The organism is Pseudomonas syringae KCTC 12500 (genome assembly GCF_000507185.2).
Classification (GTDB): Bacteria; Pseudomonadota; Gammaproteobacteria; order Pseudomonadales; family Pseudomonadaceae; genus Aquipseudomonas; species Aquipseudomonas syringae.
This window is the reverse complement of record NZ_AYTM02000002.1, coordinates 547385-561042: the sequence shown is the minus strand read 5'-3', so window position 1 is coordinate 561042 and position 13658 is coordinate 547385. Positions and strand designations below refer to the sequence as shown.

15 protein-coding genes and 5 tRNA genes are annotated in these 13658 nt (G+C 48.9%); 11 read left to right on the top strand and 9 right to left on the bottom strand.

Going from position 1 to position 13658, the window contains the following annotated elements:
* Positions 1-64 precede the first annotated feature (64 nt).
* The 5 genes from V476_RS02985 (at position 65) to V476_RS02965 (ending at position 2158) form a co-directional block, all read left to right on the top strand.
* A complete protein-coding gene (locus tag V476_RS02985) occupies positions 65-1297 on the top strand; it encodes an aspartate kinase (protein WP_003369901.1) in 1233 nt (410 codons plus the stop codon).
* A 169-nt stretch (positions 1298-1466) separates the two neighbouring features.
* Complete coding sequence (gene csrA, locus V476_RS02980) at positions 1467-1655, top strand: carbon storage regulator CsrA (RefSeq protein ID WP_002554426.1); 189 nt, start codon at positions 1467-1469, stop codon at positions 1653-1655.
* 62 nt (positions 1656-1717) lie between these two features.
* Positions 1718-1808, top strand: a tRNA-Ser gene (locus tag V476_RS02975).
* Positions 1809-1917: 109 nt separating this feature from the next.
* A tRNA-Arg gene (locus V476_RS02970) sits at positions 1918-1994 on the top strand.
* An 87-nt stretch (positions 1995-2081) separates the two neighbouring features.
* Positions 2082-2158, top strand: a tRNA-Arg gene (locus tag V476_RS02965).
* Positions 2159-2202: 44 nt separating this feature from the next.
* Here V476_RS02965 and bamE read toward each other — a convergent pair.
* Positions 2203-2694 carry an outer membrane protein assembly factor BamE domain-containing protein gene (gene bamE, locus V476_RS02960; RefSeq protein ID WP_024959975.1) on the bottom strand — a complete coding sequence of 164 codons (492 nt, stop codon included), beginning with the start codon at positions 2692-2694 and terminating at the stop codon, positions 2203-2205.
* Positions 2695-3019: 325 nt separating this feature from the next.
* Here bamE and mgtE point away from each other — a divergent pair, with 325 nt between their 5' ends.
* Entirely contained in the window at positions 3020-4462 is a 1443-nt protein-coding gene (mgtE, locus tag V476_RS02955; protein ID WP_003424840.1) for a magnesium transporter, read from the top strand.
* Between the two features lie 187 nt (positions 4463-4649).
* Here the strand turns inward: mgtE and V476_RS02950 are convergent, their stop codons facing one another.
* The 3 genes from V476_RS02950 to V476_RS02940 form a co-directional block, all read right to left on the bottom strand.
* Entirely contained in the window at positions 4650-4976 is a 327-nt protein-coding gene (locus V476_RS02950; protein ID WP_002554423.1) for an Arc family DNA-binding protein, read from the bottom strand.
* A gap of 428 nt (positions 4977-5404) precedes the next feature.
* Positions 5405-5590, bottom strand: coding sequence for a PA3371 family protein (locus V476_RS02945; RefSeq protein ID WP_003314749.1), 186 nt, complete (start codon positions 5588-5590; stop codon positions 5405-5407).
* 36 nt (positions 5591-5626) lie between these two features.
* Positions 5627-5866: a hypothetical protein gene (locus tag V476_RS02940; RefSeq protein WP_003342562.1), complete on the bottom strand. Its 240-nt coding sequence runs from the start codon at positions 5864-5866 to the stop codon at positions 5627-5629.
* Positions 5867-6333: 467 nt separating this feature from the next.
* On the opposite strand from V476_RS02940, the gene V476_RS02930 reads away from it, so the two are divergent.
* Positions 6334-6408 (top strand) — tRNA-Arg (locus V476_RS02930).
* Positions 6409-6550: 142 nt separating this feature from the next.
* Positions 6551-6622: transfer RNA gene (locus tag V476_RS02925), tRNA-Arg, on the top strand.
* 263 nt (positions 6623-6885) lie between these two features.
* On the opposite strand, the gene V476_RS29250 is transcribed toward V476_RS02925, so the two are convergent.
* A complete protein-coding gene (locus tag V476_RS29250) occupies positions 6886-7182 on the bottom strand; it encodes a helix-turn-helix domain-containing protein (RefSeq protein WP_051128929.1) in 297 nt (98 codons plus the stop codon).
* Between the two features lie 192 nt (positions 7183-7374).
* Between V476_RS29250 and V476_RS02915 the strand changes: the two genes are divergently transcribed.
* Genes V476_RS02915 through V476_RS27920 form a run of 3 tightly spaced genes read left to right on the top strand, consistent with a single transcriptional unit; the run spans position 7375 to position 8802 of the window.
* Positions 7375-8010, top strand: coding sequence for a hypothetical protein (locus V476_RS02915; RefSeq protein ID WP_024959976.1), 636 nt, complete (start codon positions 7375-7377; stop codon positions 8008-8010).
* Between the two features lie 3 nt (positions 8011-8013).
* Positions 8014-8541 carry a hypothetical protein gene (locus tag V476_RS02910; RefSeq protein WP_050428329.1) on the top strand — a complete coding sequence of 176 codons (528 nt, stop codon included), beginning with the start codon at positions 8014-8016 and terminating at the stop codon, positions 8539-8541.
* Between the two features lie 21 nt (positions 8542-8562).
* On the top strand, positions 8563-8802 hold the full coding sequence (locus tag V476_RS27920; protein WP_146050770.1) for a hypothetical protein: 240 nt from the start codon (positions 8563-8565) through the stop codon (positions 8800-8802).
* Between the two features lie 38 nt (positions 8803-8840).
* Here V476_RS27920 and V476_RS02905 read toward each other — a convergent pair whose 3' ends face one another.
* Genes V476_RS02905 through V476_RS26530 form a run of 4 tightly spaced genes read right to left on the bottom strand, consistent with a single transcriptional unit; the run spans position 8841 to position 13482 of the window.
* Positions 8841-10526, bottom strand: coding sequence for a non-canonical purine NTP pyrophosphatase (locus V476_RS02905; RefSeq protein ID WP_024959978.1), 1686 nt, complete (start codon positions 10524-10526; stop codon positions 8841-8843).
* Positions 10519-11502, bottom strand: coding sequence for a beta-ribofuranosylaminobenzene 5'-phosphate synthase family protein (locus V476_RS02900; protein WP_024959979.1), 984 nt, complete (start codon positions 11500-11502; stop codon positions 10519-10521). The genes V476_RS02905 and V476_RS02900 overlap by 8 nt, the downstream gene beginning before the upstream one ends.
* Positions 11495-12220 (bottom strand): hypothetical protein, encoded by a 726-nt coding sequence (locus tag V476_RS02895; protein ID WP_024959980.1) that lies wholly within the window; start codon positions 12218-12220, stop codon positions 11495-11497. Before V476_RS02895 ends, V476_RS02900 begins: the two co-directional genes overlap by 8 nt.
* Positions 12220-13482 carry a DNA adenine methylase gene (locus tag V476_RS26530; RefSeq protein WP_024959981.1) on the bottom strand — a complete coding sequence of 421 codons (1263 nt, stop codon included), beginning with the start codon at positions 13480-13482 and terminating at the stop codon, positions 12220-12222. The genes V476_RS02895 and V476_RS26530 overlap by 1 nt, the downstream gene beginning before the upstream one ends.
* Positions 13483-13658: the final 176 nt, after the last annotated feature.

Sequence of the window (13658 nt, the reverse complement as noted above, 5' to 3'; positions counted from 1 at the left end):
GGCAGGCCGTACTGGGACTCGAATGTTAATGGGTGCTCTTAACGGGATTTGAGGCGGCTTTGAGATGGCTTTAATCGTACAGAAATTTGGCGGCACCTCCGTGGGCTCTGTAGAGCGCATCGAGCAGGTGGCCGACAAGGTCAAGAAATTCCGTGAGGCGGGTGACGACCTGGTGGTCGTGCTGTCGGCCATGAGTGGTGAAACCAATCGTCTGATCGAGCTGGCCAGGCAGATCAGTGATCAGCCGGTTCCCCGTGAACTGGATGTCATTGTCTCCACGGGCGAGCAGGTCACCATCGCGCTGCTGGCGATGGCCTTGATGAAGCGTGGCGTTCCGGCGGTGTCCTACACCGGCAATCAGGTGCGTATTCTCACCGACAGCGCGCACAACAAGGCGCGCATCCTGCAGATCGACGACCAGAAGATCCGCTCCGACCTGAAAGCGGGTCGCGTGGTGGTGGTCGCCGGCTTCCAGGGTGTCGATGAACACGGCAACATCACGACCCTCGGGCGTGGTGGCTCGGACACGACCGGTGTTGCCCTGGCGGCGGCGCTGAAAGCGGACGAGTGCCAGATCTACACCGACGTCGATGGCGTCTACACCACTGATCCGCGCGTCGTGTCGCAGGCCCAGCGCCTCGACAAGATCACCTTTGAAGAGATGCTGGAAATGGCCAGCCTCGGTTCCAAGGTGCTGCAGATCCGTGCGGTCGAATTCGCCGGCAAATACAATGTCCCGCTGCGCGTTCTGCACAGCTTCAAAGAGGGGCCGGGCACCCTTATTACAATCGATGAAGAGGAATCCATGGAACAGCCGATCATTTCCGGCATCGCCTTCAACCGCGATGAAGCCAAGCTGACCATCCGTGGCGTGCCAGACACCCCCGGCGTGGCGTTCAAGATTCTCGGCCCGATCAGCGCGGCCAATATCGAAGTGGACATGATCGTGCAGAACGTCTCGCACGATAACACCACCGATTTCACCTTCACGATCCATCGCAACGACTATCAGGCGGCCTTGCAGGTGCTCGAAGCTACCGCACGTGAAATCAGCGCGCGTGAAGTCTCCGGCGATACCAAGATCGCCAAGGTGTCGATCGTTGGCGTCGGCATGCGCTCGCATGCCGGCGTTGCCAGTCGCATGTTCGAAGCGCTGGCCAAGGAGAGCATCAATATCCAGATGATCTCCACATCGGAAATCAAGGTTTCCGTGGTCATCGAAGAGAAATACCTGGAGTTGGCTGTGCGCGCATTGCACACGGCCTTTGAGCTGGATGCTCCGCGGCAGGGTGAATGACCCTGTCATCGAAGGGCGCGGCGTGACCGCGTCTTTCGGGTGCTGCGCAGAAGGGCTTTTGTTTTCTTTGCGTTAGTCGATATACAGGTAGTGGTCATGGCGTTTTGCTAGTGTCACTGCCTATAGGTTGCAGACTGTTGTCCCTGAATAAAGGCGTAAGGAGAAAAGTATGCTGATTCTGACTCGTCGGTGCGCGGAAAGCCTGATCATTGGGGATGGTGAAATCACCGTCACCGTGCTCGGAGTGAAGGGTAATCAGGTGCGTATTGGTGTCAATGCGCCCAAGGAAGTCGCTGTCCACCGTGAAGAGATTTACCTGCGTATCAAGAAAGAGAAGGACGAAGAACCAAGCCATTAATTTTTATTGAATTTTTGGTTTGCAAACGGGGAAAAGGGTGGTTATTATACGCCCCGTGTTGCGGAGAGCTGGCCGAGTGGCCGAAGGCGCTCCCCTGCTAAGGGAGTACACCTCAAAAGGGTGTCGGGGGTTCGAATCCCCCGTTCTCCGCCATTATTTATGTAGTGCGTAAAACTGGGCTTGATCTGTAAGTTGTTGAATTTACTAGAAAAAGTGCTTGACTAAACAGTTTTACGACCTATAATGCGCGGCACCAACACATGCACTCGTAGCTCAGCTGGATAGAGTACTCGGCTACGAACCGAGCGGTCACAGGTTCGAATCCTGTCGAGTGCACCATTTAAAGTTGTTTGAAGTGTTGTAAGCAATTACAAGGTTTCCGATAACTGGCTCCAACCAGAGGTGATCTGGTCTAAAAACACCAATGCACTCGTAGCTCAGCTGGATAGAGTACTCGGCTACGAACCGAGCGGTCACAGGTTCGAATCCTGTCGAGTGCACCATACAAACAAAAAGCCCACATCGAAAGATGTGGGCTTTTTGCTTTCTAGCGTTTTCCTTTAACGCATCCGTGCTCGTCGAATGTCACCTTATTGCTGCGGCCTTTTTTCTGGTTGTACACGTAATGCAATTCCCCGTTACGGTTGATGACCTTGTCGGGACGCCCCAGCAGGCTCTCGACATCACGCTGCGTCATGCCGGGAGGGGTGCGCTGGTTGATGATCGCAGCCCGGCGCTGTTCGGCGCTCAAGCGGTTGCCGCAGCCATCATCGCGTGTGCCCACCACGACAACTGTCTGTTCTGCCGATTTTCCACGCGCGGTTTGCGCTGTGTTAGAGGGCGGCAGCACATCGATACGGGTTCCCGGCGGTGCGTTGAAGGCGCTCTGCAGGCGGGTGCTGTGCCCATCCGGGCATCCCAGGGTGGTAAACGTAATCTTTCCGGATGCATCCTCGCAGCGATGAACGTTGCTGGCGGTTGCAGTCGCAGGCAGGCAGAGCAGGGTGCTCCACAGCAGCAGGTGATTGGCAGGTCGCATGCCCAAGGTCCTCCGTGACGGGTGTCAGCAAAGGCTAACTCCCGCCTTTGCAAGGGGCGAGCGTGTTTTGTTGGCTGAATGTGACGTCGAACCTTGGCTGGCTTACGGAGTTGTGCAGGTTTGCACTGCAAACGGTTGTTCTGAGCTGAATTTTCTCGCGTGCGCTTCGCTCAAAGCGGTGTATCATTGCGCCCGTCAGCTCCGCCGGGGCTTGTGGAACACCTCCATGGACATACCCAGTCGTTACTCAATAATGTTTTTCAACAATCATGAATTAACTGATTGATCTCCCGGCGTGCTCCGCTGCTGGGAGTGGAGTTCGCCTATGACCGAAAGAGAAGTAAAAAAAACGCAGGAAAGCTTGCAGGATCGCCTGGCTCAGGTCGTCGATCTGCTGCAGCGCCAGCGTATTGTTGAGGACCTGACCCATCGTCAGGAAGGTCAGCATCAGGACCGTGTAGAAAACCTGGTTCACCGGCAGAACCTCGTCGAGTTGCAACGCAAGCTCGAAGACCTTCACTCTGCCGACGTCGCTTATATCCTTGAAGCCTTGCCCCTGGAAGACCGTCTGACCGTCTGGCAGCTGGTCAAGGCCGATCGCGACGGCGATATTCTTCTCGAAGTATCCGATTCCGTTCGTGAAACCCTGATCGCCGACATGGACGATCATGAGTTGCTCGCGGCGGCACGGGACATGGACGCCGACGAACTGGCCGACCTTGCTCCCGAGTTGCCCCGCGACGTCGTCCACGAACTCATGGAAACACTGGATTCACAGCAGCGTGAGCGCGTGCGGTCGGCCCTGTCCTATGACGAGGATCAGGTCGGTGCGCTGATGGACTTCGAGATGGTGACGATCCGTGAGGATGTCAGCCTTGAAGTCGTACTGCGCTACCTGCGCAGGCTCAAAGAGCTGCCCGGTCACACCGACAAACTGTTCGTAGTCGATTCCGAGGGCGTGCTCAAGGGCGTGCTGCCGATCAAGCGTCTGCTGGTCAATGATCCGGAGAAGCAGGTTGGCGAAGTCATGGCCAACGACCCGGTCAGCTTTCACCCGGAAGACGATGCCTACGATGCGGCACAGGCGTTCGAGCGTTACGACCTTATTTCCACGCCGGTCGTGGACAAGAACGGCAAGCTGATCGGCCGTCTGACCATCGATGAAATGGTCGACCTGATCCGTGAGGAAAGCGAAAGCGAAGTCCTCAACATGGCGGGGCTGCGTGAAGAAGAAGACATCTTCGCGTCGGTATGGCGTTCGCTGCGCAACCGTTGGGCCTGGCTGGCAGTCAACCTGGTAACTGCGTTCCTGGCCTCGCGCGTGATCGGTCTGTTCGAAGGCTCCATCGAGAAGCTGGTGGCGCTCGCTGCGCTGATGCCTATCGTGGCCGGTATCGGTGGCAACTCCGGTAATCAGACCATCACCATGATCGTGCGCGCGATGGCGCTGGATCAGGTCAATACCGGTAATACGGCGCGCTTGCTGCGCAAGGAGCTGGCTGTCGGCCTGATCAACGGGCTGCTCTGGGGGGGGGTGATCGGCGTGGTCGCCTACATGCTGTATGGCAGTTGGTCATTAGGTGTGGTCATGACCGCAGCCATGACGCTCAACCTGTTGCTGGCAGCGCTGATGGGCGTTTCCATTCCCATGGCGCTTGCTCGCCTGGGACGAGATCCCGCGATGGGGGCAAGCGTCATGATTACGGCGATGACCGACAGCGGCGGCTTCTTCATCTTCCTTGGACTGGCGACGATCTTTCTGCTCTAAGCCTCGCGACTCTTACAGTCTTTTGAAATAAAAAAACCGCCGTGATCAGGCGGTTTTTTTATGCTTCGGCCAGGTCTTCATCTCGTTGTGTAACGCGATAAGCCGACGACTAATAAAGAAAAAGACTACAAGAAGGCTATAACGAAAAAGGCCAGCTTTCGCTGGCCTTTGTCTGTTAAGTGAAATCTCAGGACTCTTCGGAAGCGAGTTCCGTGTCATGAGCAATCAGCGAAACAAGAGCGTTCTGTTGACGATGTGAAAGCTGACGAAAGCGCTGCAGCAGCTCGCGTTCGTGCAAGGACAGCTCAGGACTATCGAGACGCAGGCTTGGTTCATCACCAAGAGCGCCTTCCTGAATCAGGCTTTGTTCGAGACGAGCGATGATTTCCGAGTTCATGCTGCGGTGATGATTCTTGGCTACCTCTTGCACGCGATTACGCATGCCGTCTGGTAGGCGAACGACGAACTTGTCAGCCGTGCGGCTGGAATAAGTAGCCTGTTTCATAGGGCTCATATATTTAACCGGTTAGTTCAGGGGAAGCGGTTCTAGCAAGTGGCCGCAAGATTGTCACAGTCAGACAGTCATTTTGGCCAAATGTTCAACCGGGGTTCCAAGGGGCCGACATAATGCCGCATTCCGTCGAATCCTTGGCGTCAATTCTGTGACAAATATTGACTCAGGTAGAGGCGTATTGCCAGCACCAATTATCAGAAATGCGAGCGAATTTGCAAAGTCATCGCATTTGTCCCGGGATAAAAGGGCACGCCACCGAGCTTTTTCCTGTCATGGCCATTTGACTCCAAGTATGCGTCGAAATTCAGCGTGAGCGAGGTTAGCCGACAAAGGGTTGGCTGCGATGCAGGAAGGTTCTTTTGGAGGAGGGGAGATTCTGGATACGAACGGTCAGACGACCGGGCAAATTGCTGCAAGTAGCTTCGCTGTCAGCGCAGCACTGGGTCGAATTTGAAGCGACGACCGACGAACAACGCAACGACAAACAGACTGGCGAACACACCGGCGGCGATGTTTGCAGCGATACTCATAGCTTGTGCATTAACAGGAAGCAAAAGGTCGACGACGAAAGCCATGATCGCCAGGACCAGAAACGACAACGCGGATTTTGACATGGCTACTCTCTCTTGAAAGGGTCGTTGCGGGCGTTATCAGAAAACCCAGCGCTGTTCGGCGCGTGGAAACTGAAGTGACTCATCATCGTCATTGGCCAGCATTGCTGCGCTTGCAACGCGTTCAGTCATGATTGCCAGTTTTGGCGCCTGACTGATCTGGTGGTGGACTGGAGCAGGCATAGCGGCCTGAGCGTCCTTGATACCAGAATCCTGGAAATGAAATGCCACCAGAGCCACCAGAGCTGCCGCATTCAACACTGAGAGAGTCTTGTTCATTTTCCAGTACCTGTGCCCGACCGTTTGGGATGAGATGTGTTCCACAGATATCAATAATGCAGTCTGCATGCCAATCAGAAAATGATAAAAAATCCTTTAAAATCAATGGCTTATTAAATTAAAAAAAGTGCTCTACAGTGCGTTTTGCAATGATGGCTTTTTGGGGTATTGCAAATTGCATGATCAGTTTATGAGACCGTGTTTCCAGGCGACATCGGCTACAGGGTCGAAGGGCAATGACGACATGACAAAAGCGCCACATGCCGCTAAGATGCACGCCGTCCTCGCTGGCACCGATCGGTGTGTCGGCACGCAGTGTCTCAGTAGCTCAATTGGATAGAGCATCCCCCTCCTAAGGGGAAGGTTGCAGGTTCTTATCTGTGGTACGTATTGGGTGCGCAACCCTGCACTGCTTCTACTTTGCAGTGGACCTAACCACCGATAAAGCGAAGCCCTAGTGATGCCATGTCCTTTTAGTTCAAGGGATAGAACAGACCCCTTCTAAGGGTTAGATGCTGGTTCGAATCCAGCAAGGGACACCATTTTTGCTTCACCATCCGCAGAGGAAGACCGCTTCAGACAGCTCAAGGCAGGAGACTGAGTCTGATGAGGAGTGTAAGCCAATGATAAATTTGAAAAATGCTTGATAGCTGCGCCTGAAAACCGGAAAATGTCTGCGCATGTGCTCTCTTAGTTCAATGGATAGAACAAGCCCCTCCTAAGGGTTAGATGCTGGTTCGACTCCAGCAGAGAGCAATACCCTTCCGGCGAGTGATCGACTTTAGGTTACAGGCCTGTAATTTTTTACCCCACGGAACCTTTTCTGCCGCCCCTGCCAGGCCAGATTGCCATCGCGAAACGTCCGTTTCCAATAATGTCTGGCTGACTCACATCCCTGTAGTTTTCTGCACGCCTTACAGCTTCGTACGGATGCTTTCGTCTAGAGATGCCTACGTACCACGGTCAGCGTCCTAGTCCGCTCGCCTAGATCAGCTAGGCGCGTTGGGGCGTACTGAGGTTTATGGCGGGGCGTTCAGACCGCGAGCTATCCGAATTTCTTCACTAATGCTCGCAAGAAATGATTCCAGATCCGTATCGCTAATTCTGTCTGCTTCACAGAGCGCGATCAGGGTAGAGGGGTGAATTTCCAATAGCTCGGCTAGGCGCGCAAGGGTATCGAGCGTGGGTGATGCTCCACCCTTCTCTAATTTTCGTAGATACCGGTCCGTCACTACCGGCGAAAAAAATTCTTGAGACAGGCCTCTCGCCAGACGTAGTCGCTTGAATACCAATCCGAAGCTTTGCGTAAGATCCATCGGTTGAGTGCCAGAAAAGCTGGCATTTGATCTCGCATTGGAATAGATTAACAGGAACTAAAGTTCCGGTTCGGTGAAAAAATTACCAACCTTCAGATTTTATTAATTCCCTAATCAGTCACGGTGCGTGTTCGCGGCACGGAAGCTGGTGCATTAGCGGAGAGGCGTTCCTGCCGACAGGAGGAGAATAGAATGTTTGAAACGATGCCAGATGCTCAGATCCGAACGTGTTCGGATTTCACGAGCGAGGCGACGCCTTGGCGATTCGTTACATTTCGAGGGTTGGACAGCTGGTTTTACGTTACACAGACATCTATCGCCGATGGCGAAGCATTGGCGGATCGGATGATCATGATCAGTGACATCCAGGAGTTTCTGATGCTTGTCCGCAGTCCCTTGAAAGATTCTGTGCTCGGGAAAGTCTTCCTTGTGACGCCAGTCCACCGCAAAAATGAGCAAACTAGGGACTGGGAAATGCATCCGCTGGTTGCAATCAATGAGTATCGACCCGAGGGCGGTGAGCCGCACCGTTATGCTCTCGAAACTGTATCTACGTACGTGTTCTCAGTTCCTCCTGACGGTATTTGGGAAAGGGGAAATGCGAGAGAAGTTTATCGAACGAATTTCAACGTTGGTGAGAAATTAGATGATGAGTGCCTGAGGCGATACGAAAGGGTGATGGATTTTGCCGTGAAATTATTCGACGGATGTTACGAGGACGCCAAGGCGTGGGTAAAGACACCGCTTCTATCACTGCATGACCTAGCGCCGCACGACATGCTAAGTGATGAGCAATTTGAGAGACTCCAGAATTTATTTGGACGATAGTCAATGATCTCATTAGTAGACTTGGGTTCGGACTATAAGCCAAAAATCATTATGGCGGATGATCCTGATCTTTTGCCAAAATTAAAAGTTCACCTTACTAACGACTATGTGCTCAACGACGGTCGGACGCCTTTGCTCCATTTTCGGTCACTAATATCTTCACCGCGACTAGCTGAATACCATGTGCGTGAGCGAGGGAAGCATGGTCTGTGTGCAGTCGGTGATACCTTCCTCAGCAAGCACACCATGCTTGCAGATGGGCCGCAAAAAACTCTAGCGATTGAACTTGGTGAGTGGAAGAAAAATGAGTCAATGTTTGAAAAGGTTGAGTCCTACGCTTTGAGAGATGGGTCAGTAATCAAAATTCAGGTATGGCCTTTCAATCCATATAAATTGAATCTTCCACAGCTTAAAGTTGCGGTCGCAGTTAGCTACAATGAAATTGAGCTTATGCGAGACTCCAGGTTGTGCGGAGCCATATATGAATTACTATCTACTTATAACGTAGACGCCGACCCTTTAAGCCGATAATACTTTGATTAGGTAATTGAAATGACTGACGTGCCGTTGGATGACGAAGAAACACAAAAGCGGCGCGCGGCTTTTGTAGATGTTGTTGCGCTTAAAGCACATAATCAAAACGAAAGTCAGCGTGACTTAGAAGTATTGAGGTTATCATATGCATCTTTAAGTGAAGAGGAGCGCTTAATAATTGCCAAAAAATTTGCTGAAGTTTACGATAAAGTAACAGCGCAGTTCGGGAAGTCGAAAAGGTATCGGTTGAAAAAGTAAAACATGTCGTAGCCATAAAATTTCATGACTACGCTCCTTTAAGGTGTCTCATTAGCCAGCCTCCTGATGAGAGATAGAGCTGCACTTATTCCTGTGTGCGATAGGCTGTAATAATATTTTCCGTTTTCAAATTTTGCTTCGAAATGAGGGCTGAAACGTTGATTAAAGAATCTGCTCACATTGTTTTTATCTACGGCTAGTGTTTTCTTGCCTTTTTTGCGAAGGTTAGGAATGTTTGCACGTGCATTATTCGCAATTTGGGTAGTAGTAAGTGCTGGTGATCTTTTTCTGTTGTCAATCAACATAGAGACTAGGAGTGCTTGCTCAAGAGGTAGGAAATCTACCATCTTTGAAATATCGCAATTAAAAGGAATTAGCTGTGCATTGTTGGTTAGGGTGCTAACGGTGTCTTTTATGTATCTGAATAATGATTGCTCATTAGATATAATTTTCGCGAGCTGGCGAATGCCATCCAGCCCCATAGAGTTCTGTGTTTCATTTTTTCTTTCAAAATCTGAAATGCTAATAAGGGCATCAGATCTGTTTCTTGTTTTATTTCTTTGAAATCTTATATTCAAGCTACTATCAATATATAATACCTCTAGATCAATTCCTGACAGTTCTTCCCGTAAAATCTGAATTTCTTGAGGAGAGCGGAAGCCGGTTATTACTAGCCCCGTGGTGGATGAGTTTTTAACATACTGAGAGATCTGCCGGGCGACAATACCAGGATCTTTTTTTAAGGCATCTTTAGCAAAATCTTGGATTTTCATTGTACTTGAATAGCCATGCCGAGTATAAAGCGCGCACCGCATAAAGTCGCTAGCTTCGATATGTCGGTAAGCATGCAGCCTAGCTAGGGCAGTAGCGAGGACAGTTTTGCCAGCACAAGTTGCCCCGCAAATTATATAATTGCGTCTTGGAAAAAGTTCACCCTGTAGTGGTTTTTCATACAGATGTTTAGCTTCGAGGAGATCTTTTTCTTTCAGGAACTCAATAAGTTGTTGTAGTGCCAGATTTCTAAAGTCGTACTTTAGGCTGGAGTTCAAAGATAGCTGGCTTATAGGTTTTTTCGCACCTTTGGGTACAAACCATTTATTGAACGTCTTGTTGTCCAGCCAAGGATATAATTTATTGGTCTCAAACGGTACTTCAATATCTACTATAGTACCTTCAGACTTTCCAACAAAAATCTTATAAGTTTCGTCGGGTGCGCTACGAAGGTTGGGCGGAAGATACAAAACTATATCAGAGCGCACTATTACCTTTCTGTTATTTCCAAGCTCTTTTAGTCGATTGTCGAGATCTGAGAAGGAAGTTTCTCGCATCCAGTATTTTACGTCTACTCCAGGGAACTCTCGCTCCGTACTCAGTGCTTCAATCGCAATGGAAGTGTCTTCGATAAAAAAAATCTTATGCTGATGCCTAGAGACAAAGCGTGCCAGTAAAGAGGTATTTTCATTGGCGTTTTCAGCTTCACTCTCTGTGTCTGTAAAGAAGGCTGGTTGACGTCCCTCGTCATTACCACTTAACGTTTTAGCTAACCTTAAATTTGCACTTTGGATGCTTTTTTTAAGAAGAGTGTCTCTATCTTCAATCCGAGGCTCATCGTAAGGTTTTCCATAGTTAGGCGGCGGCAGTAGCAGAATTGGCTGCTCACGTAGCAGATATTCAAAGTGTGCTATCTTCGTTAAGTTGGATGAGAGGAAGACGATTTTAATCAATTTCTACTACTCGGCCTGAGTTGTTTGGTGAAGATTTAACGAAGATATGATCATCCATGATGTTTAGTTTTCCTACTAAATCATCGATATTTGGCGCCATGAAGTAGATTGCAGGCCCCAAGCTCGACAGGCCGATGCATGAAGCGCCTGCCTTGTGTAGATCATTTCTCAAGCTTCTGATGTCACTTGATTGTGTCATCCATTCCGCCATCTTCCATTGAGAGGTTTGGGTCGCATTGATCGCAGAGCAAAAAGTAAAGATGTCATTTTCGATAGCCGCGCAGGCAAGGCCTGATAACGCTTGGTACATTGATCCGTGAACTGAAACAGAATCTATAGGGCATGTTTTATTAAAAAAATATTTTTCCTCATCTGAGGATATACGCTTTTCGTTTAGAAGAATTATGACGCCGATAAACCAACTTTCCGGGAGATGGATATTGATTAGACTGACAGGTGGCTTTTTTGGTCCTTGTCTCGCCGAAGACGGGCCCAATGCTAACCCTGCTTGTTTCACCCCAAGATCAACATTCAAACCTCCTTTGAAATAGGTACTAATACCTACGCCTGAGGTGCCACCTCGACCCGATGCAGCTATTAACTCTGCTTGATCAGGTCTGGTATCGTTAAGGATGCTTGCAGCTTCAGCACAAGCTAATTTCGTCGCAGTCCCCGTGCCAAATCCGCTATGGGGAGGAGGACCCGCTTGAAAGGTTATCTTCATTTTTTGTCGAAATTGACGCGAAGCATACATCTGTTGCAAGAACGCGGTAAGGAGCTTCTCTTCTTCATTGGTATAAGGGATCGAACGATTGTCAATGATTTGAAACTCGTGGTCGGGATAGAACTCAATCACTGTGTCCAACCCATTGAGACAAAAACCTATCCCGCCGTTTTGCCTATAGCCGTTGTTGCTCATGTCGAATAAATTTACGTGTATTCGAGCAGGTGCAGATATTTTTATTTTTTTAAACATGGTCAGTGGTCGCTTTGGCTAAGGTCTCATTGATATGTTCGAGATATAGTCTAGTATATAAGCCGTCCTTGTTAAAGTTGATTGCCGGAGTATCTTTGCTTTTCTTGTTTTTAAATATAGGTCCGACCACGCAGTTGGAGCCTGCTAAGAATATGCTATGGGAGGGCTCGAAATCATAGTATTTTATTTTAAATAGTTCAGGATATTGTTGTGAGATTTTTGAAGATTTCGGAAGAGTTTTATGTGTAAAGTCTGCGCGATCGTCATCATCTAAATACTTGGATTTTGGGACGAGTAATGTAACTTCAACTCCTCTGGCCAGCGCTTCTAAAAGGTCTTGGGATTCGTATACATCTGGGTTTGCAAAGTCATCTAGCAACCTATTGCAGGTAACGCCTACGACAATGATCTTGTCGCTTACCTTCGTTGTCTTGATCAGCTGTCGATAATACTCAGGGTCTTTTCGATTTGTGAGAAACTCAACAAGACCGTGCTTTTTATATTCAGCAAGTCTCTTTTGCTCAAGATATTGTGTGAAAAACTGGAGCGCAGCGATGCCAATACCAGACACCAACCCGCTTAAAACGCCAACCCATCGACTGTCCGCAGCTGGATCGGCATACATCAGAATTACCATTAAGGTCAACGTCAGCGCGATGAGAAACCCAAGATATATGCGAGGTGCTTGCACGACAAAGTTTAATTTCAACATGTCCATTATGGCGTACCTATAACGATAACTTCTTTTTTAGGTGTTCTGCTCAATGCGTGTGGCATGTCATGCTCAAGTAAGGTCACACCTTTGAACTGAGTCTGGAAAAATTTAAATATAGTTTCAATTTCGGGAAAAGCACCATGAACGTAAGAAAGGCAAACAATCGACTTTTTATGTTTCTCAACTAGCATAAAAAGATTTTCTTTAAAATGCTTCTTGTCGGTCCATTTGAGCATGCTTTCCGGGCTAGGAATCGGATGATTTCGTTTTGAAAGATCAATCATTTCGCTCCATTTTTCAGGCATGCATATTCCCTCAAGAAAATGATATCTGTCCATGTATGAAATATCTTGTTTTTTTATTGGCACATAAGGTGGATCTAAATAAACAAAATCGTACCCTGACGGTATATCGATTGCGTCAGTGCATGGGAGAATGGTAGGTGTTAGCTCCGAAGCCCATCTGGTTTTATGTATTTCGCTCAGCGCACGACTCATCAATACCGAAAAAGGTCTTTCCCACGTCGCCCAGTTCCCGAACTTTGTGTTCTTTTCGTTGTTTTCTCTTAAGTAAAGATTTTTTCTATGGAAGAGATTGAAAGGTCTTTTTTGCAGGCAAGCTTGCATCAAGCAATATAGAATTTCTGCCTTCTGAAGAAGATTTTCGATTTTTCCTAATGCTTCGACTGCACCATCAAGCCACATGTTTTCGGAGTTTGTATAATATATTCCTTCATAGTTTTTTGATATAAAACCATGTAGGGGTTGTACCGTCTCAAAAAAATTGTTTAAGTCTAGGTGTGTAGTTGCACAAGGCTCGTTTGACATCAGTGCTGTTGCAATAATCCTATTTGACTCTAATAAGTCATTGTAAGTTACTTTTTTTCTCAGATGTTTTAAGGCTAGGGAAACTGTGGATGTGCCACCGAACACATCTAGTGCGGTATTGAAATTATATTTAGTGAATTCACTAAACATCCACTGAGCGAGCCTGCGTTTACTTCCGTAATACCGTGTTTGCGGAAGATAAACAGTACTTGTCTGAGTGGGCGAAAACTCAACAGATTTGGCCTGGAATGAATCGATGGCAGTATTATTAATACATTCGGAGCTGGATTTCATTAAGTCGGATGAGTGCGCTTGTGAACTCTGAGCTTTCTGTTCTCTGCCTGTCGCAAGCTCGCATGAAAGAGGGTTAAGCACCTGACACTCCGATAATGCTGTGATGTATATGCGCAGGGGGCAAAATTCTATGATTTTTGCCATAACAATCTTTTGTCCTAGCCGCTTCGCAAATCGAAAGGGGGGCTGCCATCGAGACAAAAGCTTGGATGTATGCTAAGTGGGGAGAAAGGTGCATAGCTTCCTTGATTTTACGAGTCTGACCATTTGCTTCACCGCTTCGCCCCATCCCTCATGGGCTTTCGGGCCAGCTCGGCCCA

Bases quoted from the DNA above. Each gene is read 5' to 3' on its own strand.
- V476_RS02945 (WP_003314749.1), bottom strand. From the start codon at position 5,590: ATGTCAAAATCCGCGTTGTCGTTTCTGGTCCTGGCGATCATGGCTTTC.
- V476_RS02915 (WP_024959976.1), top strand. From the start codon at position 7,375: ATGTTTGAAACGATGCCAGATGCTCAGATCCGAACGTGTTCGGATTTC.
- V476_RS26530 (WP_024959981.1), bottom strand. From the start codon at position 13,482: ATGGCAAAAATCATAGAATTTTGCCCCCTGCGCATATACATCACAGCA.
- V476_RS02895 (WP_024959980.1), bottom strand. From the start codon at position 12,220: ATGGACATGTTGAAATTAAACTTTGTCGTGCAAGCACCTCGCATATAT.
- V476_RS02985 (WP_003369901.1), top strand. From the start codon at position 65: ATGGCTTTAATCGTACAGAAATTTGGCGGCACCTCCGTGGGCTCTGTA.
- V476_RS27920 (WP_146050770.1), top strand. From the start codon at position 8,563: ATGACTGACGTGCCGTTGGATGACGAAGAAACACAAAAGCGGCGCGCG.
- csrA (WP_002554426.1), top strand. From the start codon at position 1,467: ATGCTGATTCTGACTCGTCGGTGCGCGGAAAGCCTGATCATTGGGGAT.
- V476_RS02910 (WP_050428329.1), top strand. From the start codon at position 8,014: ATGATCTCATTAGTAGACTTGGGTTCGGACTATAAGCCAAAAATCATT.
- V476_RS02940 (WP_003342562.1), bottom strand. From the start codon at position 5,866: ATGAACAAGACTCTCTCAGTGTTGAATGCGGCAGCTCTGGTGGCTCTG.
- V476_RS02900 (WP_024959979.1), bottom strand. From the start codon at position 11,502: ATGTTTAAAAAAATAAAAATATCTGCACCTGCTCGAATACACGTAAAT.
- mgtE (WP_003424840.1), top strand. From the start codon at position 3,020: ATGACCGAAAGAGAAGTAAAAAAAACGCAGGAAAGCTTGCAGGATCGC.
- V476_RS02950 (WP_002554423.1), bottom strand. From the start codon at position 4,976: ATGAGCCCTATGAAACAGGCTACTTATTCCAGCCGCACGGCTGACAAG.
- bamE (WP_024959975.1), bottom strand. From the start codon at position 2,694: ATGCGACCTGCCAATCACCTGCTGCTGTGGAGCACCCTGCTCTGCCTG.
- V476_RS29250 (WP_051128929.1), bottom strand. From the start codon at position 7,182: ATGGATCTTACGCAAAGCTTCGGATTGGTATTCAAGCGACTACGTCTG.